We start from the raw sequence: 21,698 nt of genomic DNA on the forward strand, positions 1-21,698 counted from the left end.
ATACCTTCCAGGGATGTCGCGTGCGCAATTGAGGCGTTGAGGGTAAAGTTCGATGGAAATACATATGCAGGAACCGATCTCTTCATTAAAAGTACATCAGCATATCGTTTCACTACTGCAAAAACCCGATCCCGTCATCTTGGACATCGGCTGCAATGACGGAACCGATGCGCGACGTTTTCTCAGGCTTTGCCCGAAGGCTCAGCTCTACTGCTTTGAGCCAGACCCTCGTGCGGCTGCTCGCTTTAAGAAAAACATGAATCCGTACCTGGACAAGATGAAACTGTTTGAAATCGCGCTCAGCAACCGAAATGGCACGATTGATTTCCATCCAAGCAATGGAGAAGGAAGCGCAAAGGAATGGGACCAATCTGGCTCGATACGCCGACCCAAGAATCATCTTGTCGAACATGCTTGGGTTCGGTTCGATCGCCCCATCCCAGTTGAAACTCGAAGGCTTGACGACTGGTGCAGCGAAGCGAACCTGAACAAGATCGACTTCATCTGGATGGATGTGCAGGGAGCCGAGTCAGATGTCATTGCTGGCGGCAGACAGACCTTGAGCAACACGCGCTTTATCTACACGGAATATAGCGACCACGAGCTCTATGAAGGGCAGCTGTCCCTGCAAGCCATTCTTGATCTTTTGCCTTCGTTCGAATTGGTGACCCGCTATCCACGCGGAGTGGAGGGCGATGTTTTGCTCAGGAATACGAGCCTCTAGAACAGGCCCGTTCTGCTTCTGTCCTGCTGCAGCCCTCCATCCTCATTGGAGATCCACAAGCGGCTGGATTTGGGTGCGAGGATCGCACCGTGAGCGGTCGCAGCATGCTTGATTGGACCGAAGCCTTGGTGCCCTTGCAGATCCGCCGGAAACAGGTTCTGCGAGGCGAGGCAAGGGAAATTGGTCCCCGTGAAGGACTCCAACTTTCAGCTTTAGGCCACCTGAACCGCCGCCTTCGCCGAGCTCGATGAATCGAACGGAATCATGGATGAGCCGCCGCAAGGCATCTTTTCACTGACCAGGCGCAATCGCGAGAGGATGTTGCCACACATGATTTCGACCGCCGTTGCGCTCGACTTTTGCGACCAGGCATGGGGATTTCGTCCGCTCGGTTGCAGCCAGTGGGCCCTGGATACCGCCGCGATCCGCGCAAACATTCGATACTTTGCGCCGACTCTGGCGCGCTCGCCGTGCCCCTACCTAATACCCATCATTTCCAGCGAATATCCCAACGGCGGCGCCCTGTCGCCCGAGGAGAGCCCGGCACGTGCGGATCCAGAAAGCCTAAGCGCCGCTCGAGAGATCTCGCTTTCTCGCGAAAGCCTTGACTGTGAATGTGCACCGCTCCGTGAAATTAACCGGTCCAGCAAGTCACCAACCGGGAATCTTCCGTTAAGAACACCAGAGGGCGGAAAGTAGTGATCCGCGGGACAATGCATGGACGCAAAGATACCTAGAGGCCTTATGCTTGATCACATGCCGTCGGGGCGAAAGAGTGCCGGCTCGCGCTCAGCAGGGACAAACAACCGAGACCTAGTCTTTGATTTCGCCAAAGGCGTACTCATTATCTTGGTAATAATTGGACATCTTTTGCAGTCAGTAATATATAGAGACACTGACAACTTTTGGATGTCGCCATATTTCAAGTCAATTTACATGTTTCACATGCCTCTCTTTATGGCGATAAGCGGATATCTTTCTTCTGGAGCAATTTTGCGAAAATCGTTCACTCGAGGTGTCAGCGATCGAGCGATGCAATTACTACTTCCAATGCTGGTTTGGTGTGCGTTAATCTGGATATCCAAGTCCGCCGTGGTTTCTCAAACGGGCGGTTTAGCTGGTGGAATGTTGGATTTTTCGAAGGAGTTCATTGGCACATACTGGTTCATGTGGGCGGCATTCGCTTCTTTCCTTCTTATTAAGCTTCTTACCACTTTCAATCACTTATCGATGTGGATTATAGGAGCATCCGCAATTGCGGTCGCATTCTTGCCCCTCACATCGTCGATAATGCCGTTGGTGAGATACACTTACCCGTTCTTCTGTTTTGGGTTCTTGTTTGCCCAGTCGACCGCATGGCTGACGAGTATCATTCTGCGCCCCAAAACTCTTTTGATGGCCTTACTCTCGATGGCAACTTTCCTGTGCTTCCTTGCTTGGGGAAAGGAGACTTACGCCTACAACAATCTTGTTCTAGTTCACGATGGACAGTCAGCTAAACAAGTGTTGCTGATGTTCGCTGGCTCTGCAGCGGCTTCTGCAGTGGCGATGCAGTTTATGTTCCAATGCTGGAGAGCCGGCTGTTCAGCTCGAGTAGCTCGCTTCGTCGCGGTGGAGCTTGGTCAGAGCACGCTGCTGCTCTACCTGGTCCAGGGTGCCGTCTTTCGCCTCATGGATTTGATACAGTTCGGACAACTCTGGGGTCTCACGACCAGAATCGCGGTCGCAAGTGTGCTTGGAGTGGCGATTGTTGTCATAGCGATGACAATTCGCAGGATGGTGCGCGACCTTGGTTACGTGTCGCGGGTTGTCGGGGCGCCACCACGCCCAAGTCTGCTCAAACCTCAATCTGTGATCAGTTAGCCATCTGAACTCAACGCGCGGCTGCGGGCGCGGCAGGAGCCTGTGAGCCGAGAGCGACAGCCGCACTTCATGGGAGGAAAGAGTTGTGTTCGTCAAGTTCAGTAAAAAGGATCATAGCGGGAGCGGGCATCCCTTTGTTCGTCCCAACCTCACGGCGTGCGGTGAGCAGCGCGCTACGCGCGGTCAAGGCTGGCCCGCAGGCGGCCCGCAGGCGGCGCGACAGCGGCCTTGACGGCGCTAGCACGACGCTCACGCTGACCCCGTGAGAACCGAAGCGGTTCAGGCCGCATCGGGGAAATGCACGCCCCCAGAATAATGCGATGCGCCGATGGATCCGAAGGCTTGTTCGGTCACGATGATTTCGGAGAAGGCTCCGGCCTTCGCCGCAGCGGAGGCGGACATCATTCCTAGGATGCCTCCGCCGATGATCAGTAGTCGACGAGTCATATCCCGCTGCCCATTTCTTCGGCCACGGGTTCGGGCCAGTTCTCGATGGAGGTGCGGCTGATGAAGCCACGGTGCTCGGGTTTCGTGCATCGCGCTCGCCCCAGAAGGCTGTCGAGGATGCGACGCGCGCGCCAGGCCAGCAGACTTAGGTTCGGATCAGCCAGCCCGCGCTGCCCGAGGCTCGCGTTCTGTACGAAGATGCGTCTGCCATGCGGTCCGTCCCAGCGCACCGAAAAATCCTGGCGAATGGCCAACTCATTGTCGATCTGCTCCAGCCGGCCCGCGATCGGTTCCAAGAAGTCTGGGAGGGCCTTCTGGTAACCAGTAGCCAGGATGACGATGTCGGCCGTAACTTCACCGACATCGTCCATTCCGCGCTGCAGGGTCAGCCTGTGACCCGCTCCGGCGTTGATGCAGCGCGAAACGTTGCAACCCGGCCGTAGCGTGATGTCGCATTGGTTTGGCTCGATAAATGCGTGGCGGTACAACGCCTGATAGATTGCGCGTAACGAGGTCTCCGAAACGCCGTCCGAGGCAAGCACGAAACGACGCAAGAGCAGCTTGCGCTGCGACTCGCTCATCGCCGCGAAACGATCCGAAACGCAGGGCATGAACAACTCGTTTGTGAACGGGCTGTTGTCGATGGGCAGGTAGTTTTCGCGCTGCGAGACCCAAGTGATCGATCGAGGCCGCCGTTCTTTCGACAGGCCGACAAGGTGCAACAACACCTCGGCTCCCGACTGGCCTCCGCCAACCACGCAGACATGCTTTTTCCGCACCTCAGGATGGATGTGCAGTAAAACAGATGAATGGAACAGGTTGCGTCCAGTCCAGCCCTGAAACTGAGTTGGAATTTGCGCCTGCTTGCCAATGCCGACCACGACGTTTCTGGTGCCGAGAACCGCGTTATCCGTCCGCACCCGAAACTCGCCGTCAAAGCGGATTTCGCGCACCGTCTCGCCGCCACGGACAAGCGGGTTCCTGTGGAAGGCCCAGTTCAGGTATTGCTCGAACTCAGCTCTGAGCACGGCCTCGAACTGTGCGTTCAGGAAGTGGTACAGACGCCCGTTCTCGTACAGGTAGTTTACGAAGGTGTAGGCTGATCGCGGATTCACCAGCGTGACCAGATCCTTGAAGTGGCTGACCTGGAGCTCCGAGGAAACGAATGCGATGCCTGGATGCCAACGGAAGTCGACCTGCCGATCCAGGAACAGCGCCCCTTGCCCCATTTCTTCGTGTATCTGACACGCAAGACTCAAATTAGACGGCCCAGCGCCGACCCCAATGCAAGAAAGCTCCACTTGCTTTGCTCCTATTGGTGTTTCCCAAACTAGCGGCATGTTCGCGGCGAATATCGGCCATGGGCTTACTCCGCCTCTCACGGGCATTCTCAAGTCGCGGTCCCGACCGGATGTGGGAGTAAGCCAAAGGCCTGCGCCTCCGAGCCGTCGGTCTCAAGATCGGTTGCATCGACAGCGGGGCGCGGCGTCATCCGGGTCTGGCACTCCACCTGTCGGGCGCATCTTACGGGGCTACTGGCGGCTCCCCGACCGTAGGAATGGCTGTTTCCTCGCGACGGAAGCGGCCCTATCCATGTACAGGCCCTGTATTCGGCCTTCCGCCGGCCTGGCGGCACCCGAGAGGGCAGTCTTCACGGCGGCGACGGCATTTTCGGTGAGCATGATCATGGGACGACGTCTCGCTGATGCGTTCGGAGACTCCCGTGCAAAGACCGAGCCAGAGACGAAAATTATATTAAAGCAATGAGTTAGCGTATTGATGTGCAATCGGAAATCCGACACTGTCGGAAATCCGACATTGATCAGATGGCGGACGCCTCACAGCGGCGCCTCCCCCTCCCCCGCTGCCGGGCATACGGGTCGCGAACCACGGGGGTCGACCGAATTAAGCTTGGGCGGAGACATAGAGACGGGAAGACGGAACTCGTCGAAGCGCAGGGCTTGTTGGACCGCCGGGTGTCCTGACATGCGCCAGACCCCCGTTGGCGAACCGGTGGCAACCGCTGCACTCACGGCGGCGGACCTCGGCAAGCCGTCGATTGATCGACGGGCTCCGCAAGCGATCTCGCCGAAGAAGTTCGGCCTGCCCGAGGACTTCAGGACTGTGACGGCCGCCCGCATTTGGCTGGCGCGCCTCTCCTGAGGTGCAACTCCGGGTGCGAGGAGTCAGCCACCCGGACATGATGGCGAAGCAATCGGACAGCTTGCGGTCTCACTCTCTCGGACTCTCATCCGCGCGGCGGGATGGGAGCCTTCTTCCCGCGGCCCCAAAGGATGAACATGGAAAGGGCGAGTAGGATGATGTTGAGTGGCACGACCGAGGCTTCACCACGAGACAAATGAAAGATTATCGCAGCGATTTGCAGCAGCACACAACCAAGTGCAGCCAGAACGGTGAGTCGTGGCTGAATCCGAGTCAGTGCAGGTAAAAGCACGCCAAACCCGCCCGCAAAGTCGATGAAGCCCATAAGGTGCAGGAACCATGGGGGCACTGCACCGGGCCAGACCCACATTGCCGCCAATTGATCGACCGGCATGAACAGCTTCATGCCGCCAAACAGGGTAAAGGACGTGAAAACGAGCAATTGGGCGACCCACAGCCCGGCTCGCAGCGGCTTCCTTGCCGGCTGTGTAGGCGCAAAACTCAACGTATTTGACATCCGATAACTCCATAAGGCTGAAAAGCACCAGTCGGGGCGCAGGCAAGGTAGCCAGCACATACGCCGGCTGGGCGCGTTACTTCCTGCCTGTTCGGATGATTTTAGGCCGCAGCACCACCAAAGAAAGCGATCAAATTTCGGTGTAGTCATTCAAATAAACTGATATAGTCGCTGTACATGGCGATCCGAGCCTTATGCCGACGGTCTGCGCGCTGGTCCTTGCAGAGGCTTCTGGCCAACAATCGATGGAAGCGAAGTCGGGGATGACCGGGGCTGTGGGGCAGATGGCTACGCGCACTCGGCATCGGGAATGGTGGATCGCGGGAATCTCGGATGGTCTCTGAAAAACGTTCAGATCTTTGGGCATGACTATGGACGCGCTCACCCTCGATCAATTCTTGGTATTCGTCACGATCGTCGAAGAAGGCAGCTTTGCCGCTGCTGCTCGCCGCATGAATCGGGCGCAGTCGGCGATCACCTATACAATTCAGAAATTGGAGGAACAGAGCGGGTTCCCTCTTTTTGATCGCTCCGCCTACCGCCCGGTTCTCACGGAAGCGGGTAAAGCCTTGTTACCGCGCGCACGGCGGATTCTTGACGACGTCGCAGATTGGCGGCACCACGCGCAAGGAATTTCAAAGGGGCTCGAGGCAGAACTCACCCTGGCCGTTGTATCCTACACGCCAGCGATCCTGCTGAGCCGTGTGCTTGGGGAATTCACCCAGGCTTTCCCTTTCGTTGAAATTCGCATCTTGACCGAAACCTTCGATGCTGCGGCCAAAGCATTGCGCGACGGAACTGCTGACCTGGGTTTGCTTGCCGAGCGCCAACCTGATGAATTCGAACGGCGGGTGTGCGGTCGAATCGATCTGGTCCCGGTCGCGGCACCAACGCATCCGCTTGGCAAAATTGATGGGACGTTCAGCGCAACGATACTGCGTGACTACACCCAATTGGTTATCAGCCCGGCTCCCCAAGTTGACAGTGGGCGAGACTATGGCGTGCATGCAGCCAACCGGTGGCGCGTCAACGACCTTCAGACGAAATACGACCTCATACTCGCGGGCGTCGGCTGGGGTTCGATGCCACGGTCACGGGTTGAGGGGGATATTGCCGCCGCACGGTTGATCGAGCTGAGACCAGACAGGTGGGAGGGCTCTGATTTGATGCCAAGCTTCCCATTGGTTATCGCCTACCGGAAGGAAAAGGCACTGGGTCCCGCTGCAGTGTGGCTGATCGAAAAATTCGTTTCCCACAGATGGTAGCGCGAATTGGAGTCAGTCCGTGAAAAGGTGGCTTATTCTGATGCTCGTCTGACCGCGACGGCCGGCGGATCGAGACGGCTTCCTCTGGGGCGATGATGTCGGGCAGGCTTTCAACCGAATAGATGGCCCGTCCTCACATCGCGCGAGCCTCGGCGACTGGCGCGGCGGGCGATATCGGTTCGCGCTCGACAGTGTCACCGGAGCGCGCCATGGGCCTGCGCCGTTCTGCACTCTGGGCCGTTCTGCTCCCCGTACCAATGGTCCTGCTGTCGCACCCCACGAGAGGATTGGAGATATTCGCCGCTTTGACTACCTGGTGGTCGTTGGCGGAATTCTTGAGGAGGAGAGTCTCCGGGTCGACACGCGTTTCGACGAACATCTACGAAACGCTGCCGATGCAGGCATTCCGCGCGAGGCTTATCTTCCGCTCATTGACCCTGCGGATCGCATCCATCACCGTTAGCGACGTGGGTGAGACAATGCTAAATCCGTCTTAGGGCGAATAAAACGGCAGCAAGATAGAAAGTGTGCGCATCGTCGCATCGAAATGATGCGAATTACCATCGATTTCCTGGAAGCGAATAAATCACTGCGCCCCTCGGATGAGCAAACGTCCGATTGAAAAGGGGCATCTTGCGGAGCCGATCGGCTCATATCGTTGATATCAATCCTTGACCTTGCCGTTGGGCGGCACGGTGGTTGGGTGTCGACCAACAGGCCTATCGTCATGCTGGCTTAAGCTGGCTTCCCAAAGGTGGCCCGTGTCCTAAACAACACGAGAGATGGATGCGCCGATCCGCTTCGTTTCGAACCGCGCCATGGGGCATGTGCAGGCGCTGAGCCTCATCGGATGCCCTCCAGCGGTTGTCCACTGTCCCGTTGACATCGGGGCGAGGGCCTCCAGCGCTGGCCACATGGCGCGGGTATTTGATTGATGGCACGGGTACTTGATTTCATTCCGTCCACGTGCGGACGCGGCGCACGATCTCGGCGGTTGAGATCCCGTAGCGGTCGTGAAGTGTCGGCAGCGCGCCGGCATCGAGGAATTCGTCGGGCAGGCCGATTTGCCGAAAGATCGGGGTCACGCCTTCGCGCATCAGCAGGGCGGCAACGCCTTCGCCCAGCCCGCCGATGATCGTGTGGTTCTCGGCGACCACCACCAGCCGTCCCGGCTGGCGCGCGGCGGCAAGGATGGCTTCCGTGTCGAGCGGCTTGATCGTCGGCACGTGCAGCACGGCGCAGCCGATCCGGTCAGCTTCCAGCACCTTTGCGGCCTCCAGAACACGCATGGTCATCAGGCCGCTGGAAATGAACAGCACGTCCGCACCGTCGCGCAGCAACCGCGCCGTTCCGATCTGGAATGTGTAGTCATACTCGTCGAGCACGAGCGGCACCTTGCCGCGCAAAAGCCGCATGTAGACCGGCCCCTTGTGGTCCGCGATCGCCTCCGTGGCCTGTTCGATGTCGAGCGCGTCGCAAGGATCGATGATCGTCAGGTTCGGCATGCCGCGGAAGATCGCGATGTCTTCCGTCGCCTGGTGGCTGGGACCGTAACCGGTGGTCAGCCCCGGCAGGGCGCAGACAATCTTGACGTCGAGATTCTCCTCGGCAATCGCCATGCAAATGAAATCATAGGCTCGTCGCGATGCGAAGACGGCGTAGGTCGTGGCGAAGGGCGTAAAACCCTCCCGCGCCAGTCCGGCGGCAGCGCTCATCAGCACCTGCTCCGCCATGCCCATTTGATAGAAACGGTCCGGATACTCCTGCGCAAAGACATGGAGGTCGGTGTATTTCGCGAGGTCCGCTGTCAGCCCGACGATCCCCGGCCGCTGATGCGCCAATCGGGCAAGGGTCTGTCCAAACGGCGCGTTGCGAGTCGGAATGCCATCCGGTGCGATCGACGCGATCATCGCCGACGTGGTTTTGCGCTCACCCGCGTTGACGGCTTGGCGCGGCGCGAACTTTGACAGCCTCACTGCGGACGTCCTTTTTCCAAGGCATCGAGGGCCAGTGTCCATTCGTGTGGCTCGACCCGAATGAAATGCGCGATGTCGCGGGATTCCAGGAACGGCACGCCCTTGGCTATGCGAGTGTCGCAGACGATGACGCGGGGGCGAGGTTCCTTAAGTCCGCGCGCCAGGTCGAAGGCCACGCGTACCGCTTCGATGTCGTTGCCGTCGACGCGCTGTGCGTGCCAGCCGAACGCCTCGAACTTGTCCGTTACCGGCTCGGAGGAGAGCATGGCTGTCGATGGACCGTCGGCCTGCAGGTTGTTGAAGTCGACGATGGCGATGAGATTGTCGAGCTTGTGGTGCGCGGCCGACATCGTGGCTTCCCAGGTCGAGCCCTCGCCGAGCTCGCCGTCGGACAAAAGATTGTAGACGAAACTGTCGCTCCGCTTGCGTTTCAGCCCCAGGCACATGCCGACCGCAATGCCGAGGCCGTGGCCGAGCGACCCGCCGGTGATCTCCATGCCGGGCGTATACGCCGCCATGCCGGACATCGGCATGCGGCTGTCGTCGGTGCCATAGGTTTCGAGCTCTTCTTCAGGCAGCACGCCCGCTTCGATCAGTGCCGCGTAAAGTGCGATCGCGTAGTGTCCGATCGACAGCAGGAAGCGATCGCGTCCTTCCCACAATGTGTCATCCGGCCGGTAGCGAAGCGCATGGAAATAGCAGACGGCGAGCACGTCGGCGATACCGAGCGCCTGTCCGACATAGCCTTGGCCCTGGACTTGACCCATGCGCACGGCATGCCGACGGATACGATAGGCTCGTTCGGTAAGGCCGACATTGCTGCCAGCGCGAGGCATCTCAATCTCCGTTGTCCCGTCAACCATGGATCAGCATCCCGCCGTTGACGTCGATCACGGCGCCGGTGATGTAGCTGGCCAGATCGGATGCAAGGAAGAGGTAGGCGCCCGCCACGTCGCGCGCATCGCCCAGCCGACTGAGCGGGATACCCTTGATGATGTCGGCGCGCATGGCGTCGGTCAGTTTGCCGCCGGTGATGTCGGTCTGGATCAGGCCCGGCGCGACGCAGTTGATGCGGATGCCTTCCGGACCGAATTCGCGCGCCATCGCCTTGGCAAGCCCGAGCACGCCCGCCTTGGCGGCCGAATAATGCGGGCCGCCGAAGATGCCACCGCCACGTTGGGCCGAAACCGACGACATGCAGATGATCGAGCCACCGCCATTTTCGCGCATATTCGGGATGAAGGCCTGGCTGAGATAGAGGACGCCGCGCAGATTGACATCGAGGATGCGGTCCCAATCAGCGGGGCCGATATCCAGTGTCTTTACTGGCTGCGTGATCCCGGCAATGTTGCAGAGCACGTCGACCTTGCCGAAGGCTTCGGTCACCTCCCCAGCAGCCTTCTTGCAGGCATCGAGGTCGGCGACGTTGCAGGCGAGGCCAATGTGCTCGGCGCCGAGCGAAGCGGCTGCGTCACGGGCTTGTTCCTCATCGAGGTCAAGAATAGCGATGCGCGCGCCTTGCTCCGCCATCAGCATTGCCGTGGAGCGGCCAATTCCCCGAGGGCTCGCGGCACCCGAAATCACCACGGCCTTGCCCTTAAGCAACATGTCAAAGTCTCCTGCTATTTCACTTGTTTCGGCGGATGATCTAGAGCCGATAATACCGGGCCGCATTGTCATGGAACAACGCAAGCCGCTCCTGTGCGGGTAGTATCGCGTGATCTCCTTGAAGGCGTTCATGATCGTGTCGAAGCTCGAGAACAGCTTGTCGACCGGAAAGTTCGTCGCGAACATGCAGCGGTCGACGCCGAAGGCCGCGATCGCTTCCTCGACGTAGGGACGGATAGACGCCGTGGTCCAGGACCAGTCGCCCATGCCCAGGCCGGAGATCTTGCAGGCGACGTTCGGCGCCTGCGCCAATCGCTGCATGCCCTTTTTCCAGGCGTCGAAATGCTCAGGGCTGTCGACCTGCATGCCGGTGTGGTTGAGAATGATCTGCACGTCGGGAAAATCGCGCGCGAGCTCGAGAAACTCGCCCATCTGCGGGTAGTAGACTTGCAGGTCGAAACTCAGCCGGCGCTTCGTCAGTTCCCGGAAGCCACGCCGCCATTCTGGCGTCCGGCTGACCTTTGGCCGCGCCTGATAGGTCTTGGCGGGGTCAGCATGATAATTCATCGACTGCCGGATGCCGCTCCGGTGACCCAGGACTTGGCCTTGGTCATGCACCACAGCGATGATCGGGTTGGTGCGGCCGGCCTTTGACGAGCGCAAGCCAATGTCGCCGGCATCGCGAGAGGTCAGCCCCGTGATGCGCCGTTGCCGCCCAGGAGCGCGTGGATTTCGCCAGCCCGGACCTGAAAACTCACCCGGCGAAGGACCCGTGTCGCGCCGTAGCTCTTCTCGACATTGGAAGCTTCGATCAGCGGTTTCCTGGTTAATGCCTGTCCAACTCCCGGCACATTGCCGGCACTGCCCAAGCTTTGGGCTGAACCCGGTTCCATCCTGTATCTCCTCCCGAGACCGCAGGATCATGCGACCGATTGACATTCGGCTCAATTCTCGTTTCTTAACATTCTGTGTAGCTGAACTTAACTGACCAGAACGATGTCGGACCTCAAGTTCAATTCGATGACCCATTTCGAGGCGGTTGCGCGCCTCGGCGGCGTGGCAAAGGCCGCGCAGGAATTGCGGGTGACACCTTCGGCGGTCAGCCAGCAGCTTCGGCTGCTTGAACACCAACTCGGGGTGCGGCTTTTTCAGCGCGAAAAGCGCCATCTCTCCCTGACCATCGACGGCGAACGGCTTTTCCAGACCACCACACAGGCCTTCGAATCCATACGCGAGGTGCGAAACGCCATCGTGCGGCAGCGCGAAAGCTTCCAGCTCAGTATCCGCGTCAGTCCTTCTTTCGGCGAGAAGTGGCTGGCACCTCGGTTGGCCGAATTCAGCAAGGACTATCCGAGCTGGAACTTGCGAGTGGACGCCACGCCCAACTTCTCGGATTTCGAAACGGAGGTTATCGATCTGGATCTGCGTTATGGCGACGGAGGCTGGGCCGGTCTCTACTCGAACTGCGTCGTCAACGACCTGATCCTGCCGATGTGTTCGCCGTCCTATCTCGCCGAACTGCGCGCGAACTCACCGGATCCGCGCGAGCAGCTTCGCCATGCGCGGTTGATCGACAGTGTGAAGGCCTATTTCCGGTGGGACTATTGGCTGCCGCGCAACGGCGTCCAAGGCGCCCGCATGACGTATCCCTATCGGTTCGATCGGTCGTCAATGTCGGTTCAGTTGGCGAAGGATGGCGCAGGCGTCGTCCTGGAAAGCACGTCGATCGCATTCGAGGATCTTGTGTCGGGCTCGCTGGTGCCAGTCTCAACCGAGTTCGACGTCATAGAGTTTCCGGGATATTGGCTGGTCTGTCCTTCGCGGCACATGAACCGGCGCGCGGTTCGCCTGTTTTCGGAATGGGTGTCCCGGGTCGGCAAGCGCGATACCGATCTGGCTCGCCAGTTTCTGTCGGATAAGGAACTCCGCATATCGTTCGAACGACGACCGCATTTCGGCACATCCATGTAGCACGACAAGCTGGGCAGCAACGATTTAAAGGACAGCGCCGGACGAAGGGATTTCAGAGACGCCGCCGGGGCATGTTCCATGTCGACGAGGATCCAGTCTGCGCCCGAATGAGCGGCGATCTCAGACGATGCCGGCGAGCAGAAGCTGACCCAAAGACCAGATTGAGCGCGGCGGTCTTCCAGGCCGCGTTTGAAACTGTTGCCGGGTTTCAGCATGCTAGACCCCTTGGCGCTGGCGCTTCCGCCCAGCCTGATGATCTTGCCTGGCCGTCCTCACCTCGAAGCGTTCGCTAACCTCGGGCACGCCGACGTCCCACCAGGCATCGCCCGGCGTCCAGCGATCGGCAGCGACCTTGATGGAGAGCACCGTGGCCCGATCCTGCTCCCTAGCCCAGGCGATCGCAGCGGCCAGATCGGCAAGCGCGTCGACCCGTTGCACCGCGGCACCCATCGCTTGCGCATGCGCGGCGAAATCGACAGAAAACGGCTCCTTGACGCGGCAATCGGCAATCAGGTTGTTGAACGGACGATTGCCCTTGAAGGTCTGCAGGCGGTTGATCACCGCATAACCGCCATTGTCGCAAACGACGACGATGATCTTGTGGCCTGTCAGGACGCTCGAATGGATGTCGGAATTCATCATCATGTGGGAACCGTCACCGAGCATGACGAAGACGTCGCCATCCTCGCGCGCCATGGCGGCACCCCGGCCGCCGGCGATCTCGTAGCCTATGGTCGACGAACCCATCTCGCAGTCGAAGCCATAGGTGCTGGTGACCTGCCATCCCTTGGTCAGTTCGCCGACAAGGCATTGTCAGGCGCTTGATGTTGGTCGACAAGCGCATTCCATTTCGCCATGTCAGCCTGGCCTTGCGCCAGCCACTCCGGGTTCGCCCGCCAGTTGCCAAGGCCATCGTCGATGTCGGCGAGGCCCTCGCGCACGTCGCCAACGATCGCGAGCGCACGATGTTTGACGGCGTCAAAGCGAGCGGTATTAAGCGAAACGAACCGTGTTTCTGGCGCGAACACGGTCCACGACCCGGTGATGAAATCCTGTAGCCGCGTTCCGAGAGCAAACACCATGTCGGCACCCGCCCGGCGGCGGCATGGCTGCGGCGGTTCCCGGAACCCCGAGAACACCCAACGAAAGTGGATCGCCATGGGCCGGCGTTCCCTTGCCGGCAATGGTTTCGGCAACCGGAATTCCACGACGGCGGGCGAAATCCAGCACCTCGCGCTCCGCAAGGGAGTAGCGCACGCCGCCGCCGGCGAGGATCAGCGGCCGCTCGGCCGCAGACAACGCCGCGACGGCATCGGCGACCGAGGCCTTGTCGGGGCGTTGGCGCGAAATGCCATGCACTGTGCGCGTGAAGAATGCTTCCGGATAATCGAAAGCATCTCCTGAACATCCTGGCAAAGGCCGATGAATGCCGGGCCGGCCGTTACCGAATCGAGCATGACGGAAACTGCCTGAGGAGAGAGCCCAGGATCTGCACGGGATGAATGACGCGGTCCCAATAGCGCGAGATCGACTTGACTCCGTCATTGACGGTGAGCGTCGGATCGCCGAAATTCTTGACCTGCTGCCAGACCGGATCGGGCCGGCGCGCGGCAAAAACATCGCCTGCTCATCTCCGTGCCGGCATCGAACGCATATTCGGCAAGCGAAGCTGGTAGGCTAAGCGCAGCATTGCTGCATCGGCCTTCCACAATGGCCCAAGGACAAGCATCCCTTTGAGTTAGTGACCGGACGAGCTTCGACGAATTGCAGGACATCGGCGCGCACCAATCCGGACATGACAGTTCGCGAACCAAGCGGAGCAAAAAATTGCGGCGCGATGAACGCTCTTGCACACCGAATTGCGCGGTCACGCTTCAATCAGCACGTTAATCGAAGCGTCCAGTTTGCAAAATTCGGCGAAGATTTACGCTTCTCGAGCGTGTGTTGTCATAACAAAGCCGTCCTCTGAGGGCGCCAACGTGATCTTTACATCACCGATATCCGAAAGCCTCTCTACATGGGTCCCTCCGCAAGGGATGATGACCTCGGTGCCATCGAGGTTGCATCGCCACTGCCGAATTTCATCAAGCGATCCCTCGGAAGGCGTCAAACTGACCAACGCGTTCGTTTCCAGCCAGCGATCTGTCGTTCCGCTAATTTCCGCACCGACGATATCAAGTTTGCTGAGGAAAGCGTCACGGTCAAAGCCCTTTTTCTTGAGCGACTTGCCCAAACGAAAGACATCCGTGGACACACCCGGCTCGATCAAGGACTTCTCTATTGCGGCCTTGTCGAGATTTGGCCGCCCAAGCGCATCGCGATCCGCAAAATCCTTCGTCCAGAAAGGAACTGAAGCCGCATTCAGTGCCAACGCGGCAAGATGCGCCGCCGTATGCGGTACCGATAGCGCCTTACGTCTACGCGGTTCAACCGTGAAGCGTGCTTCCTCACCGATATAGGCACCGAGGTCACGATCTGACTGAACGATATGAATTACTACGCCCTGCCACTCCCCCTCGCCCTTCCTGACGGCTTTTGCTTCCTCCCCAATCACCAGCACCCCGGCGCCCGCATCGACCAGGCCTGTCCAGGCATCCGCAATCTCAACCACTACTCCATCCGCGAAAGTGATCTGACCTAGATCGGCGGGTTGGTCCGGCCAACGAAAGCTGACAGGATGCACTGGCGTTCGGTCCGCGACGACGAGCCAACCATCTGCACAAGGCGCTGCAAATTCGATCCTGCCTTGTCCGGTAAGCGCACCACCCGGGAAGGTCACGAAGGTGCCGGCCTTCATCGAAGTGTCGAATTTCATGCTTCTGCTGCCTTTCCGATACGCCGGATCCAGTTTTTATTTTGGTCTAAGAATGAGACGCGCCCTGCCTCAAGTTCGGTAAGAGGCGAGATTAGTGAAGGCGCTCATCCTAGCCGGGAAGGTGCTTGCCGACTTCCCGCAATCAGTCTTATCCCGATGCGATGAAGACTCAGTCCTGTTCGGACTTCCGGGCAGCGGCGGCAAGCATGGCCTCACCGAGGCGCCGGTCGCCTTGGGCGTTCAGCATTTCGCCGGCTTTGCTGATATCGCGGACCTCTTTGTTCTGACTGAGCTTGGTCTTGCCGACAAGACTGGTGATCTCGATCTCGAGACCGACGATCGCCTTGACCATTGTGTCGATAAAATCCCTAGGCGCGTCCCCCATCTTCCACGGGACAGGCTGGGTCGCCTCGTGCCTGTGAGTCAGTTTGGCAACATTGCGGCGGACATAGCGTTCATCGTCGTGGATTGTGATCCGTCCATATGCATGTGCGACGATGTAGTTCCAGGTCGGCACCTGCTTGTGGAACTCCTGCTTGCTTGGATACCATTGCGGCGAGATGTAAGCGTCGCCGGCGCGGAACACCACAAGCACCTCATCGCCGGTCGCCACGTCCTGCCAAACCGGATTGTTGCGTGCGACGTGGCAGCGAAGGGTACCGTTTTCTCCTTGCGACGTGTCGAGTACGAAGGGGATGTGGTTGGCGTCAAGCCCGCTGCGTCCATGGGTTATCAGCACGCCGAGCGCGTTGTTCTCGATCAGTTCGTAAAGGGCTTCTCGGCTGGGTTCGTCGAAATGCGGAGGTATATACATGAAGGTTCCTTCACTGTGGATCGGGTTCGCGGTTTATCGGAAAATGCCCGTCGGCAGGCGTTCCAGCGCCTCGACGATCTGACGCTTTGCTACAGCGGAGAGCGGCAGGATCGGGCGCGGGGGTTCCGCGCGGCAAATGTCGAGCAATTCGGCGAGCACATAGACGACGCGGAGGCTGGAGAACTGCTTGAAGAGATCCCAGATTGGCGTCAATGCGGCGTCGAGGCGACGTGCTTCGGCCGCATCGCCCGCCTGCGACGCCCTGACAATCGTCATGCAGACCTCCGGCAGGATGCCACCCAGCACGCTATACCAGGTGTCGGCGCCGGCGATCATGGCTTCGGTGGCATTCCAGTCGCCGCTATAGCCGATCGAAAAGCGTTCCGGCACGATGCTCCTCTGCCCGGCTAGATGGCCCTTGATGGCTTCGCTCTTGTCGGTTGGATTCTTGATGGCGACGATCCCTGGCACCCTGGCCAAGCGGCCGACAAGCGTCGGCGTGAAATGGAAATGCGTCGTTCCGGGATTGTCGTAGATGACAACCGGAAGGCCGCCTTCGCGCGCCACAGTCGAGAAATGTTCGAACACCTCGTCATCGGTGAGCGGAGCGTACGAGACAGCCGCAAGCAACCCCGCGGCAGCGCCGAGGGCCTTGGCGTCCTGCGCGAGCTTTACCGCCTCGTCGGTGCGTAGCGCGCCCACGCCCACCACGACCGGCGCCAGCCCACCGGCTTCCCCCAAAGCTTCAGCCAGGGCCCGCCGGCGTTCCTCGCGCGATAGATACATGTAGGTGCCGGTGCTGCCGAGCAGGCCGATGGAATCGACCTTTGCAGCGCAAAGCCGTGTAACCAGCTTGCGCAGGGCCCTGGTATCGACGCGGCCGTCACGATCACTCGGCGTGATGGGGAATGCGGAAAGCCCGCTCAGGAATGCCATTGCGTTGCTCCAGATTCCCGCATGAATGCGCCAGTACGCCAGGATGGGGACCGGCTCATTAGAGCAGGTCCAGCGCCTGCCTCAGATCGGCGATCAAGTCGCCGGCGTCCTCCAGACCGACCGAGAGACGCATGAGGTCCTCGCCTACGCCATCGGCAAGATGGGCATCCTTGCGGAGGTTCTTACGGGCACGTGTCAGACTGGCCGGATGGTAGATGAGGCTATCGGCGTCGCCGAGGCTGACCGCTCGGGTGACCAGGTTGAGCCTATCCATCATGCGACGCGCGCCCTCGAACCCCGCTTGGAGGCCGAAAGCCAACATGCCTGATCCCTCGGACATCTGCTTTCGGGCAATCGCCTGATCGGGATGCGAGTCGAGAAACGGGTAGCTCACCCAGGCCACCGCAGGATGCGCCTCAAGCGCTTGCGCGATCGAAAGAGCCGTCGCGCTGTGTCGCTCCATGCGGAGCGTCAGCGTCTTCAGTCCGCGCAGGATCAGGAACGCCGAGAGCGGTGACAGCGCCGCTCCGGTGATGTAGCGCAAGCCGGTTTCGTGCAGCGTATGAAGTGTCTGTGCGTCACCAAGGATTGCCCCGCCGAGAGCATCGCCATGGCCATTGATATACTTCGTCAGTGAGTGGATGACGATATCGGCGCCGTGTTCCAGCGGTCGCTGCAGCGCCGGCGAGGCGAAGGTGCTGTCGACCGCCACCTTCACGCCGCGCGCGTGTGCGCGTTCGGCGATTGCCGCGATGTCGAGGATGCGGCTCAGCGGGTTGACCGGGGTCTCGAAGAAAACAAGCCGGGTCCGGTCAGTGATCGCGCCATCGAGATTGTCTGGCTCGGACAGATCGACCGCCACGACCTTGATGCCAAAACGCGGGACCGCCTGTTCGACCATGGCAAGCGTGTTCGCGTAGAGCGTCTGGTGCACGACGAGTTCATCACCCTGGGACAGCAGCGACAGGATCAGCGTACCAAAAGCCGCCATCCCGGATGCCACGACCAGACCCGCCTCGGCCCCCTCCAGGTTGGCCAGCCGTTTCTCGAGGATTTCCGTTGTCGGATTGTATTCGCGAGCATAGAGCCTGCCACCGAGCGCGGCCGCCGCCTCATTTGCCGCCACGCTCTCGAAGCCGTATGTGGAGGTCAGGAAGACCGGAGGCTGGACTGCGTTCGAAAATCCGACCGGATCGTAGCCAAAATGGATCGCGCGGGTGGCGAAGCCGAGGTCAGCGCCGCTCTGCGACCGCTCCGGAGCATACATTTTAGTTGGATCGGTCGTGCGGGTCATCGGTCTGTGGTGTCCTCTTGGATTTTCGGCAGGATGCGCTCAGACTGGTTTATATGAAATGTCCAGTTGGCGATGATTGAAATGGTCCAGTCTCAAGATCCCAGCTCTGCGGGCCGTGAGCATTCGATGGGTGCGCGCCAGATTTACATGGCGCTTCGAGACCAGATTCTGGGCGGTGTTTATGAAACCGGCAGTCCCTTGCCGTCCTCCCGGAGTTTGGCCAATGAGCTCGGCGTTTCGCGAACCACGGTCACTGTCGCTTACGAGCAGCTGGCTGTGGAAGGCTTCATCGAAGTTCGACAAGGCGCACGACCCCGCGTTGCATCATCATTGCTCGAACACAGCCCGAGCAGCGCGCGCTTGAAACGAGCCGGCCCGGTTAGACTGTCCGCTTATGGGGGGCGCCTGCGCGCCAGTCCGCCCTGGCCGGATTACTTGCCGAACGCGCTGAAGATTGATTTCCGCTATGGTGATCTGGCGCCGTCCGATTTCCCCGCGCTGATCTGGAAGCGCGCCATGAACGTGACGATGGCGCAGCGTCCCGTGCGGCTGGCCTATGACGATCCTCGCGGATCGCGCCGCCTGCGGCAGGCGCTGCAGAGCTATCTCTGGCGCGCCCGAACGTTGAGCTGCGACCTTGAGCAGATCATCATCGTCAGCGGCTCGCAGCAGGGCCTCGATCTGTGCGCGCGCCTGATGCTCGATCCCGTGGACCGCTTCGTAATCGAAGACCCGTGCTACAGGATGGCTCGCCAGGTCTTTGCTAGCACAGGGGCCTCGCCTGTCTCGGTCGCTGTCGACCAGGATGGGATGAAGACAGAGTTACTCGATGGAGTCGAGGCGCGGCTGGCCTATGTGACGCCCTCGCACCAGTTCCCGCTGGGCGGCGTCATACCGATTTCGCGTCGGCATCAGCTCCTGGAATGGGCGCGGCGCAACGACGCCTATGTGATCGAGGATGATTACGACAGCGAGTACCGCTACGACATCAATCCGGTGCCTCCACTGCACAAGCTGGAAGACCGCGGTTCTGTGATTTATCTCGGCACGATTTCCAAGACGCTCTCGCCGATGCTGCGCATTGGCTATCTCGTTGTCCCCCCGGAATTGCAGGACGTCTTCGCGACGGCCAAACAACTCCTGGACAGGCACTCTCCGGTGGCCGAGCAGGAGGCTTTAGCCATGCTCATCGAGAGCGGCGCCTATGAAAGCCATGTGCGCCGCGTGCGCCGGCTGAATGGTGAGCGCCGGCAGACCCTGTTGAATGCCCTGCGACACCGATTCGGAGATCGCATCGCCATAGAGGGCGCCGATGCCGGGCTACATGTTGTCGTCTGGTTCAAGGAGCTGTCGCGATCACTGGAAGCACCGCTGATTGAAAAGGCGCGACGCTCAGGTGTGGGCATACACTCCGTTTCCCCCCTATACGATTGCGAAACGGACGAAGGCCGTGCTGACCAGGTCGGGCTGGTCATGGGCTATTCCGCGTTGAGCATACAGCAGATCGAGAAGGGTGCTCGAATTCTGCTGGAGGCTGTCGAACAAGTGAAAGGAGAATTCCTCGAGACATATGGCAACGGTGGCTTGGGGCGGGGCGATGATAAGCCGGTCTTGTGACATAAGCAGCCAGCCACCTTCAGCGTACTGGACTGGAAAAATATCAAAAAACTGGCACTGTTGATCAGACCAGTTCCTGTGCACAGTCTCGTGGGATTGGGCTATTGCCATGACTCCCCGAAGGGTCGGGGGCAGAGATATAACAGCCCGTGCATATCCTAAATCCTGGCTCTCACTTTAAGGCTGCGGCCATGGTTTCGGAGAACAATGCATGACTTGGCGGGGAACGCTGCTTCACATCCACGTTGCACCTGCGGCGTCCTATGAGATGGAAGAGTTGACGGAGGCACAACTCGTCGCCGGGCGCGGCATTGTCGGGGATCGGTATTATCTTGGAACGGGGACCTACTCTCCGAAACCCGATGTGCGCGAAGTGACGCTGATCGAGATCGAAGTCCTGGAAGCCATGGCACAGGGCGAGCCCAGGATTCCGGGTTTCAAGGCCAGGCTCGCGCCCGAAGATCATCGGCGGAACCTGACCACGCGCGGCGTACCGCTGGGTCATCTGGTCGGTAAGCGTCTCCGGATCGGCGAAACCGTCCTGCGGGCGGCGCGGATGAATTTCCCCTGCAAGTATATCGAACAACTGCTCGGCATTCCCGGTCTCTACGAGGGGCTCCTGAACCGCTCTGGCCTGAACTGCGCGATCGAGGTTGGCGGCGTGATCCGCCCCGGTGATCCGATTCTTCCAATTGACGGGTAATCGATATGGCCTCGCCCCGCATCATCATGAAGCTGACCGTGACCGCCGCCCGCAAGGAGCCAGGCGACGTCCTGGTCATCGACCTGAAGCACACGCGCAAACCCCTGCTGCCGCCCTTCGAACCGGGCTCTCACGTCGATGTTCATCTGCCTGATGGGAAAGTGCGCCAGTATTCGCTCTGCGGCGATCCGACAGATCTGAGCCGCTACACAATCGCGGTGAAGCGCGAAGACGTGGGTCGCGGCGGCTCGGCGTGGATCCATGACGCAGTGGCCGTCGGATGCACACTCCCGGTCTCTGCTCCTCGCAATCATTTTCCGCTTGCCCAACGCGAAGGGCCAACCGTGCTGCTGGCGGGAGGCATCGGGATCACCCCGATCCTGGCAATGGCGCGCGCCCTGGAACGACAGGGCAAGCCATACAAGCTGCACTACTTCACTCGCAGCCGAGCACTCATGCCTTTGTTGTCGGTCATCGAGCGGGAGCTCGACTGCAGCACTGTCTGGCTGCATTTCGACGACGAGCCGGAGACCAGGGAGGATCTTGAAGCCTTGCTATCGACCCCTTCCTCCGACGCACAGCTCTATTATTGCGGTCCACCTGGCTTCATGGCGGCCGTGGACCGGGCAACTGCGCACTGGCCGGAAGGAACCGTGCATTTCGAGGCCTTTCAGCCGCCGGAACACAACGATGCGCCACCCGAACCTTTCACGATCACCCTTCGCGACGGGACAGTGGTTCCTGTCGCGGCCGATACTTCGGCACTCGCAGCGCTGCGCGCCGCCGGCGTTCTGCTCATGGCGTCGTGCGAGAACGGGGTTTGCGGGACCTGCGAATGCGGAATTCTGGAAGGGCAGCCGATCCATCGGGATGCTGTCCTCTCCAAGGAGGCTCGGACTCATCGGTTCATTCCGTGCATATCGCGCGCAACCGGCGTGCTGAGGTTAGATCTGTGAAGACAGTTCAATCTGGAGACACCCGTGTG

Annotated in this window: 24 protein-coding genes and 2 pseudogenes; 9 read left to right on the forward strand and 17 right to left on the reverse strand. The window is 59.9% G+C overall.

All coding sequences use genetic code 11. The features are described from left to right. Positions 1-76: 76 nt before the first annotated feature. Positions 77-724, forward strand: coding sequence for an FkbM family methyltransferase (locus ABVQ20_RS29370; protein WP_435528453.1), 648 nt, complete (start codon positions 77-79; stop codon positions 722-724). A 212-nt stretch (positions 725-936) separates the two neighbouring features. Here the strand turns inward: ABVQ20_RS29370 and ABVQ20_RS29375 are convergent, their stop codons facing one another. Next, the gene (locus ABVQ20_RS29375; RefSeq protein WP_354463218.1) at positions 937-1,161 is read right to left on the reverse strand and encodes a hypothetical protein; all 225 of its coding nucleotides are present in this window, start codon (positions 1,159-1,161) and stop codon (positions 937-939) included. Positions 1,162-1,468: 307 nt separating this feature from the next. Here ABVQ20_RS29375 and nolL point away from each other — a divergent pair, with 307 nt between their 5' ends. Further along, a complete protein-coding gene (gene nolL / locus ABVQ20_RS29380; protein WP_354463452.1) occupies positions 1,469-2,587 on the forward strand; it encodes a nodulation factor fucose acetyltransferase NolL in 1,119 nt (372 codons plus the stop codon). A gap of 279 nt (positions 2,588-2,866) precedes the next feature. Here the strand turns inward: nolL and ABVQ20_RS29385 are convergent, their stop codons facing one another. Together ABVQ20_RS29385 and ABVQ20_RS29390 are read right to left on the reverse strand one after the other, a co-directional pair. Next, positions 2,867-3,124 carry an FAD-binding protein gene (locus ABVQ20_RS29385; RefSeq protein ID WP_354463219.1) on the reverse strand — a complete coding sequence of 86 codons (258 nt, stop codon included), beginning with the start codon at positions 3,122-3,124 and terminating at the stop codon, positions 2,867-2,869. Then, positions 3,031-4,263, reverse strand: a complete 1,233-nt coding sequence (locus tag ABVQ20_RS29390; protein WP_354463220.1) for a lysine N(6)-hydroxylase/L-ornithine N(5)-oxygenase family protein — start codon at positions 4,261-4,263, stop codon at positions 3,031-3,033. The genes ABVQ20_RS29385 and ABVQ20_RS29390 overlap by 94 nt, the downstream gene beginning before the upstream one ends. A 757-nt stretch (positions 4,264-5,020) precedes the next feature. Between ABVQ20_RS29390 and ABVQ20_RS29395 the strand changes: the two genes are divergently transcribed. Then, positions 5,021-5,197: a hypothetical protein gene (locus ABVQ20_RS29395; RefSeq protein WP_354463221.1), complete on the forward strand. Its 177-nt coding sequence runs from the start codon at positions 5,021-5,023 to the stop codon at positions 5,195-5,197. An 85-nt stretch (positions 5,198-5,282) separates the two neighbouring features. Here ABVQ20_RS29395 and ABVQ20_RS29400 read toward each other — a convergent pair whose 3' ends face one another. Continuing rightward, positions 5,283-5,714 carry a DoxX family protein gene (locus ABVQ20_RS29400; RefSeq protein ID WP_354463222.1) on the reverse strand — a complete coding sequence of 144 codons (432 nt, stop codon included), beginning with the start codon at positions 5,712-5,714 and terminating at the stop codon, positions 5,283-5,285. A gap of 371 nt (positions 5,715-6,085) precedes the next feature. Between ABVQ20_RS29400 and ABVQ20_RS29405 the strand changes: the two genes are divergently transcribed. Continuing rightward, on the forward strand, positions 6,086-6,979 hold the full coding sequence (locus ABVQ20_RS29405; protein ID WP_354463223.1) for a LysR family transcriptional regulator: 894 nt from the start codon (positions 6,086-6,088) through the stop codon (positions 6,977-6,979). A 953-nt stretch (positions 6,980-7,932) separates the two neighbouring features. Here the strand turns inward: ABVQ20_RS29405 and ABVQ20_RS29410 are convergent. The 5 genes and pseudogenes from ABVQ20_RS29410 to ABVQ20_RS29430 form a co-directional block, all read right to left on the reverse strand. Continuing rightward, positions 7,933-8,955 (reverse strand): transketolase family protein, encoded by a 1,023-nt coding sequence (locus ABVQ20_RS29410; RefSeq protein WP_435528445.1) that lies wholly within the window; start codon positions 8,953-8,955, stop codon positions 7,933-7,935. After that, the gene (locus tag ABVQ20_RS29415) at positions 8,952-9,791 is read right to left on the reverse strand and encodes a transketolase (RefSeq protein ID WP_354463224.1); all 840 of its coding nucleotides are present in this window, start codon (positions 9,789-9,791) and stop codon (positions 8,952-8,954) included. Before ABVQ20_RS29415 ends, ABVQ20_RS29410 begins: the two co-directional genes overlap by 4 nt. Positions 9,792-9,810: 19 nt before the next feature. Continuing rightward, a complete protein-coding gene (locus ABVQ20_RS29420) occupies positions 9,811-10,563 on the reverse strand; it encodes an SDR family NAD(P)-dependent oxidoreductase (RefSeq protein WP_354463225.1) in 753 nt (250 codons plus the stop codon). A 40-nt stretch (positions 10,564-10,603) separates the two neighbouring features. Beyond that, positions 10,604-11,148, reverse strand: a pseudogene (locus tag ABVQ20_RS29425) (amidohydrolase family protein); the annotation flags it as partial. A 104-nt stretch (positions 11,149-11,252) separates the two neighbouring features. Further along, positions 11,253-11,456 carry a hypothetical protein gene (locus tag ABVQ20_RS29430; RefSeq protein ID WP_354463226.1) on the reverse strand — a complete coding sequence of 68 codons (204 nt, stop codon included), beginning with the start codon at positions 11,454-11,456 and terminating at the stop codon, positions 11,253-11,255. Between the two features lie 103 nt (positions 11,457-11,559). Here ABVQ20_RS29430 and ABVQ20_RS29435 point away from each other — a divergent pair, with 103 nt between their 5' ends. Then, positions 11,560-12,534: a LysR substrate-binding domain-containing protein gene (locus ABVQ20_RS29435; RefSeq protein ID WP_354463227.1), complete on the forward strand. Its 975-nt coding sequence runs from the start codon at positions 11,560-11,562 to the stop codon at positions 12,532-12,534. Between the two features lie 62 nt (positions 12,535-12,596). On the opposite strand, the pseudogene ABVQ20_RS29440 reads toward ABVQ20_RS29435, so the two are convergent. The 4 genes and pseudogenes from ABVQ20_RS29440 to ABVQ20_RS29455 form a co-directional block, all read right to left on the reverse strand. Then, positions 12,597-12,749: pseudogene (locus ABVQ20_RS29440) on the reverse strand (aldolase/citrate lyase family protein); the annotation flags it as partial. Between the two features lies 1 nt (position 12,750). Further along, the gene (locus tag ABVQ20_RS29445; RefSeq protein ID WP_354463454.1) at positions 12,751-13,329 is read right to left on the reverse strand and encodes a thiamine pyrophosphate-dependent enzyme; all 579 of its coding nucleotides are present in this window, start codon (positions 13,327-13,329) and stop codon (positions 12,751-12,753) included. Continuing rightward, positions 13,326-13,616 (reverse strand): hypothetical protein, encoded by a 291-nt coding sequence (locus ABVQ20_RS29450; protein ID WP_354463228.1) that lies wholly within the window; start codon positions 13,614-13,616, stop codon positions 13,326-13,328. Before ABVQ20_RS29450 ends, ABVQ20_RS29445 begins: the two co-directional genes overlap by 4 nt. Then, complete coding sequence (locus ABVQ20_RS29455; RefSeq protein WP_354463455.1) at positions 13,528-13,812, reverse strand: hypothetical protein; 285 nt, start codon at positions 13,810-13,812, stop codon at positions 13,528-13,530. Before ABVQ20_RS29455 ends, ABVQ20_RS29450 begins: the two co-directional genes overlap by 89 nt. Here ABVQ20_RS29455 and ABVQ20_RS29460 point away from each other — a divergent pair. Beyond that, positions 13,693-13,938: a hypothetical protein gene (locus tag ABVQ20_RS29460; protein ID WP_354463475.1), complete on the forward strand. Its 246-nt coding sequence runs from the start codon at positions 13,693-13,695 to the stop codon at positions 13,936-13,938. The two genes, ABVQ20_RS29455 and ABVQ20_RS29460, sit on opposite strands and share 120 nt — an antisense overlap. A 520-nt stretch (positions 13,939-14,458) precedes the next feature. Here ABVQ20_RS29460 and ABVQ20_RS29465 read toward each other — a convergent pair. The 4 genes from ABVQ20_RS29465 to ABVQ20_RS29480 form a co-directional block, all read right to left on the reverse strand. Continuing rightward, entirely contained in the window at positions 14,459-15,349 is an 891-nt protein-coding gene (locus ABVQ20_RS29465) for an alanine-tRNA synthetase second additional domain-containing protein (protein ID WP_354463229.1), read from the reverse strand. Between the two features lie 169 nt (positions 15,350-15,518). Then, the gene (locus tag ABVQ20_RS29470) at positions 15,519-16,163 is read right to left on the reverse strand and encodes an FMN-binding negative transcriptional regulator (RefSeq protein ID WP_354463230.1); all 645 of its coding nucleotides are present in this window, start codon (positions 16,161-16,163) and stop codon (positions 15,519-15,521) included. Positions 16,164-16,196: 33 nt separating this feature from the next. Next, entirely contained in the window at positions 16,197-17,099 is a 903-nt protein-coding gene (locus tag ABVQ20_RS29475) for a dihydrodipicolinate synthase family protein (protein WP_354463231.1), read from the reverse strand. Positions 17,100-17,157: 58 nt separating this feature from the next. Then, on the reverse strand, positions 17,158-18,366 hold the full coding sequence (locus ABVQ20_RS29480) for a trans-sulfuration enzyme family protein (RefSeq protein WP_435528454.1): 1,209 nt from the start codon (positions 18,364-18,366) through the stop codon (positions 17,158-17,160). Positions 18,367-18,465: 99 nt separating this feature from the next. On the opposite strand from ABVQ20_RS29480, the gene pdxR reads away from it, so the two are divergent. The 3 genes from pdxR (at position 18,466) to ABVQ20_RS29495 (ending at position 21,669) form a co-directional block, all read left to right on the forward strand. Next, positions 18,466-20,010, forward strand: a complete 1,545-nt coding sequence (gene pdxR, locus ABVQ20_RS29485; RefSeq protein WP_354463456.1) for a MocR-like pyridoxine biosynthesis transcription factor PdxR — start codon at positions 18,466-18,468, stop codon at positions 20,008-20,010. Positions 20,011-20,221: 211 nt separating this feature from the next. Continuing rightward, positions 20,222-20,713, forward strand: a complete 492-nt coding sequence (locus ABVQ20_RS29490) for an MOSC domain-containing protein (protein ID WP_354463233.1) — start codon at positions 20,222-20,224, stop codon at positions 20,711-20,713. 26 nt (positions 20,714-20,739) lie between these two features. After that, positions 20,740-21,669 (forward strand): PDR/VanB family oxidoreductase, encoded by a 930-nt coding sequence (locus ABVQ20_RS29495; protein WP_354463234.1) that lies wholly within the window; start codon positions 20,740-20,742, stop codon positions 21,667-21,669. The last annotated feature ends 29 nt before the right edge of the window (positions 21,670-21,698 follow it).

The organism is Mesorhizobium shangrilense (assembly GCF_040537815.1).
Classification (GTDB): Bacteria; Pseudomonadota; Alphaproteobacteria; order Rhizobiales; family Rhizobiaceae; genus Mesorhizobium; species Mesorhizobium shangrilense.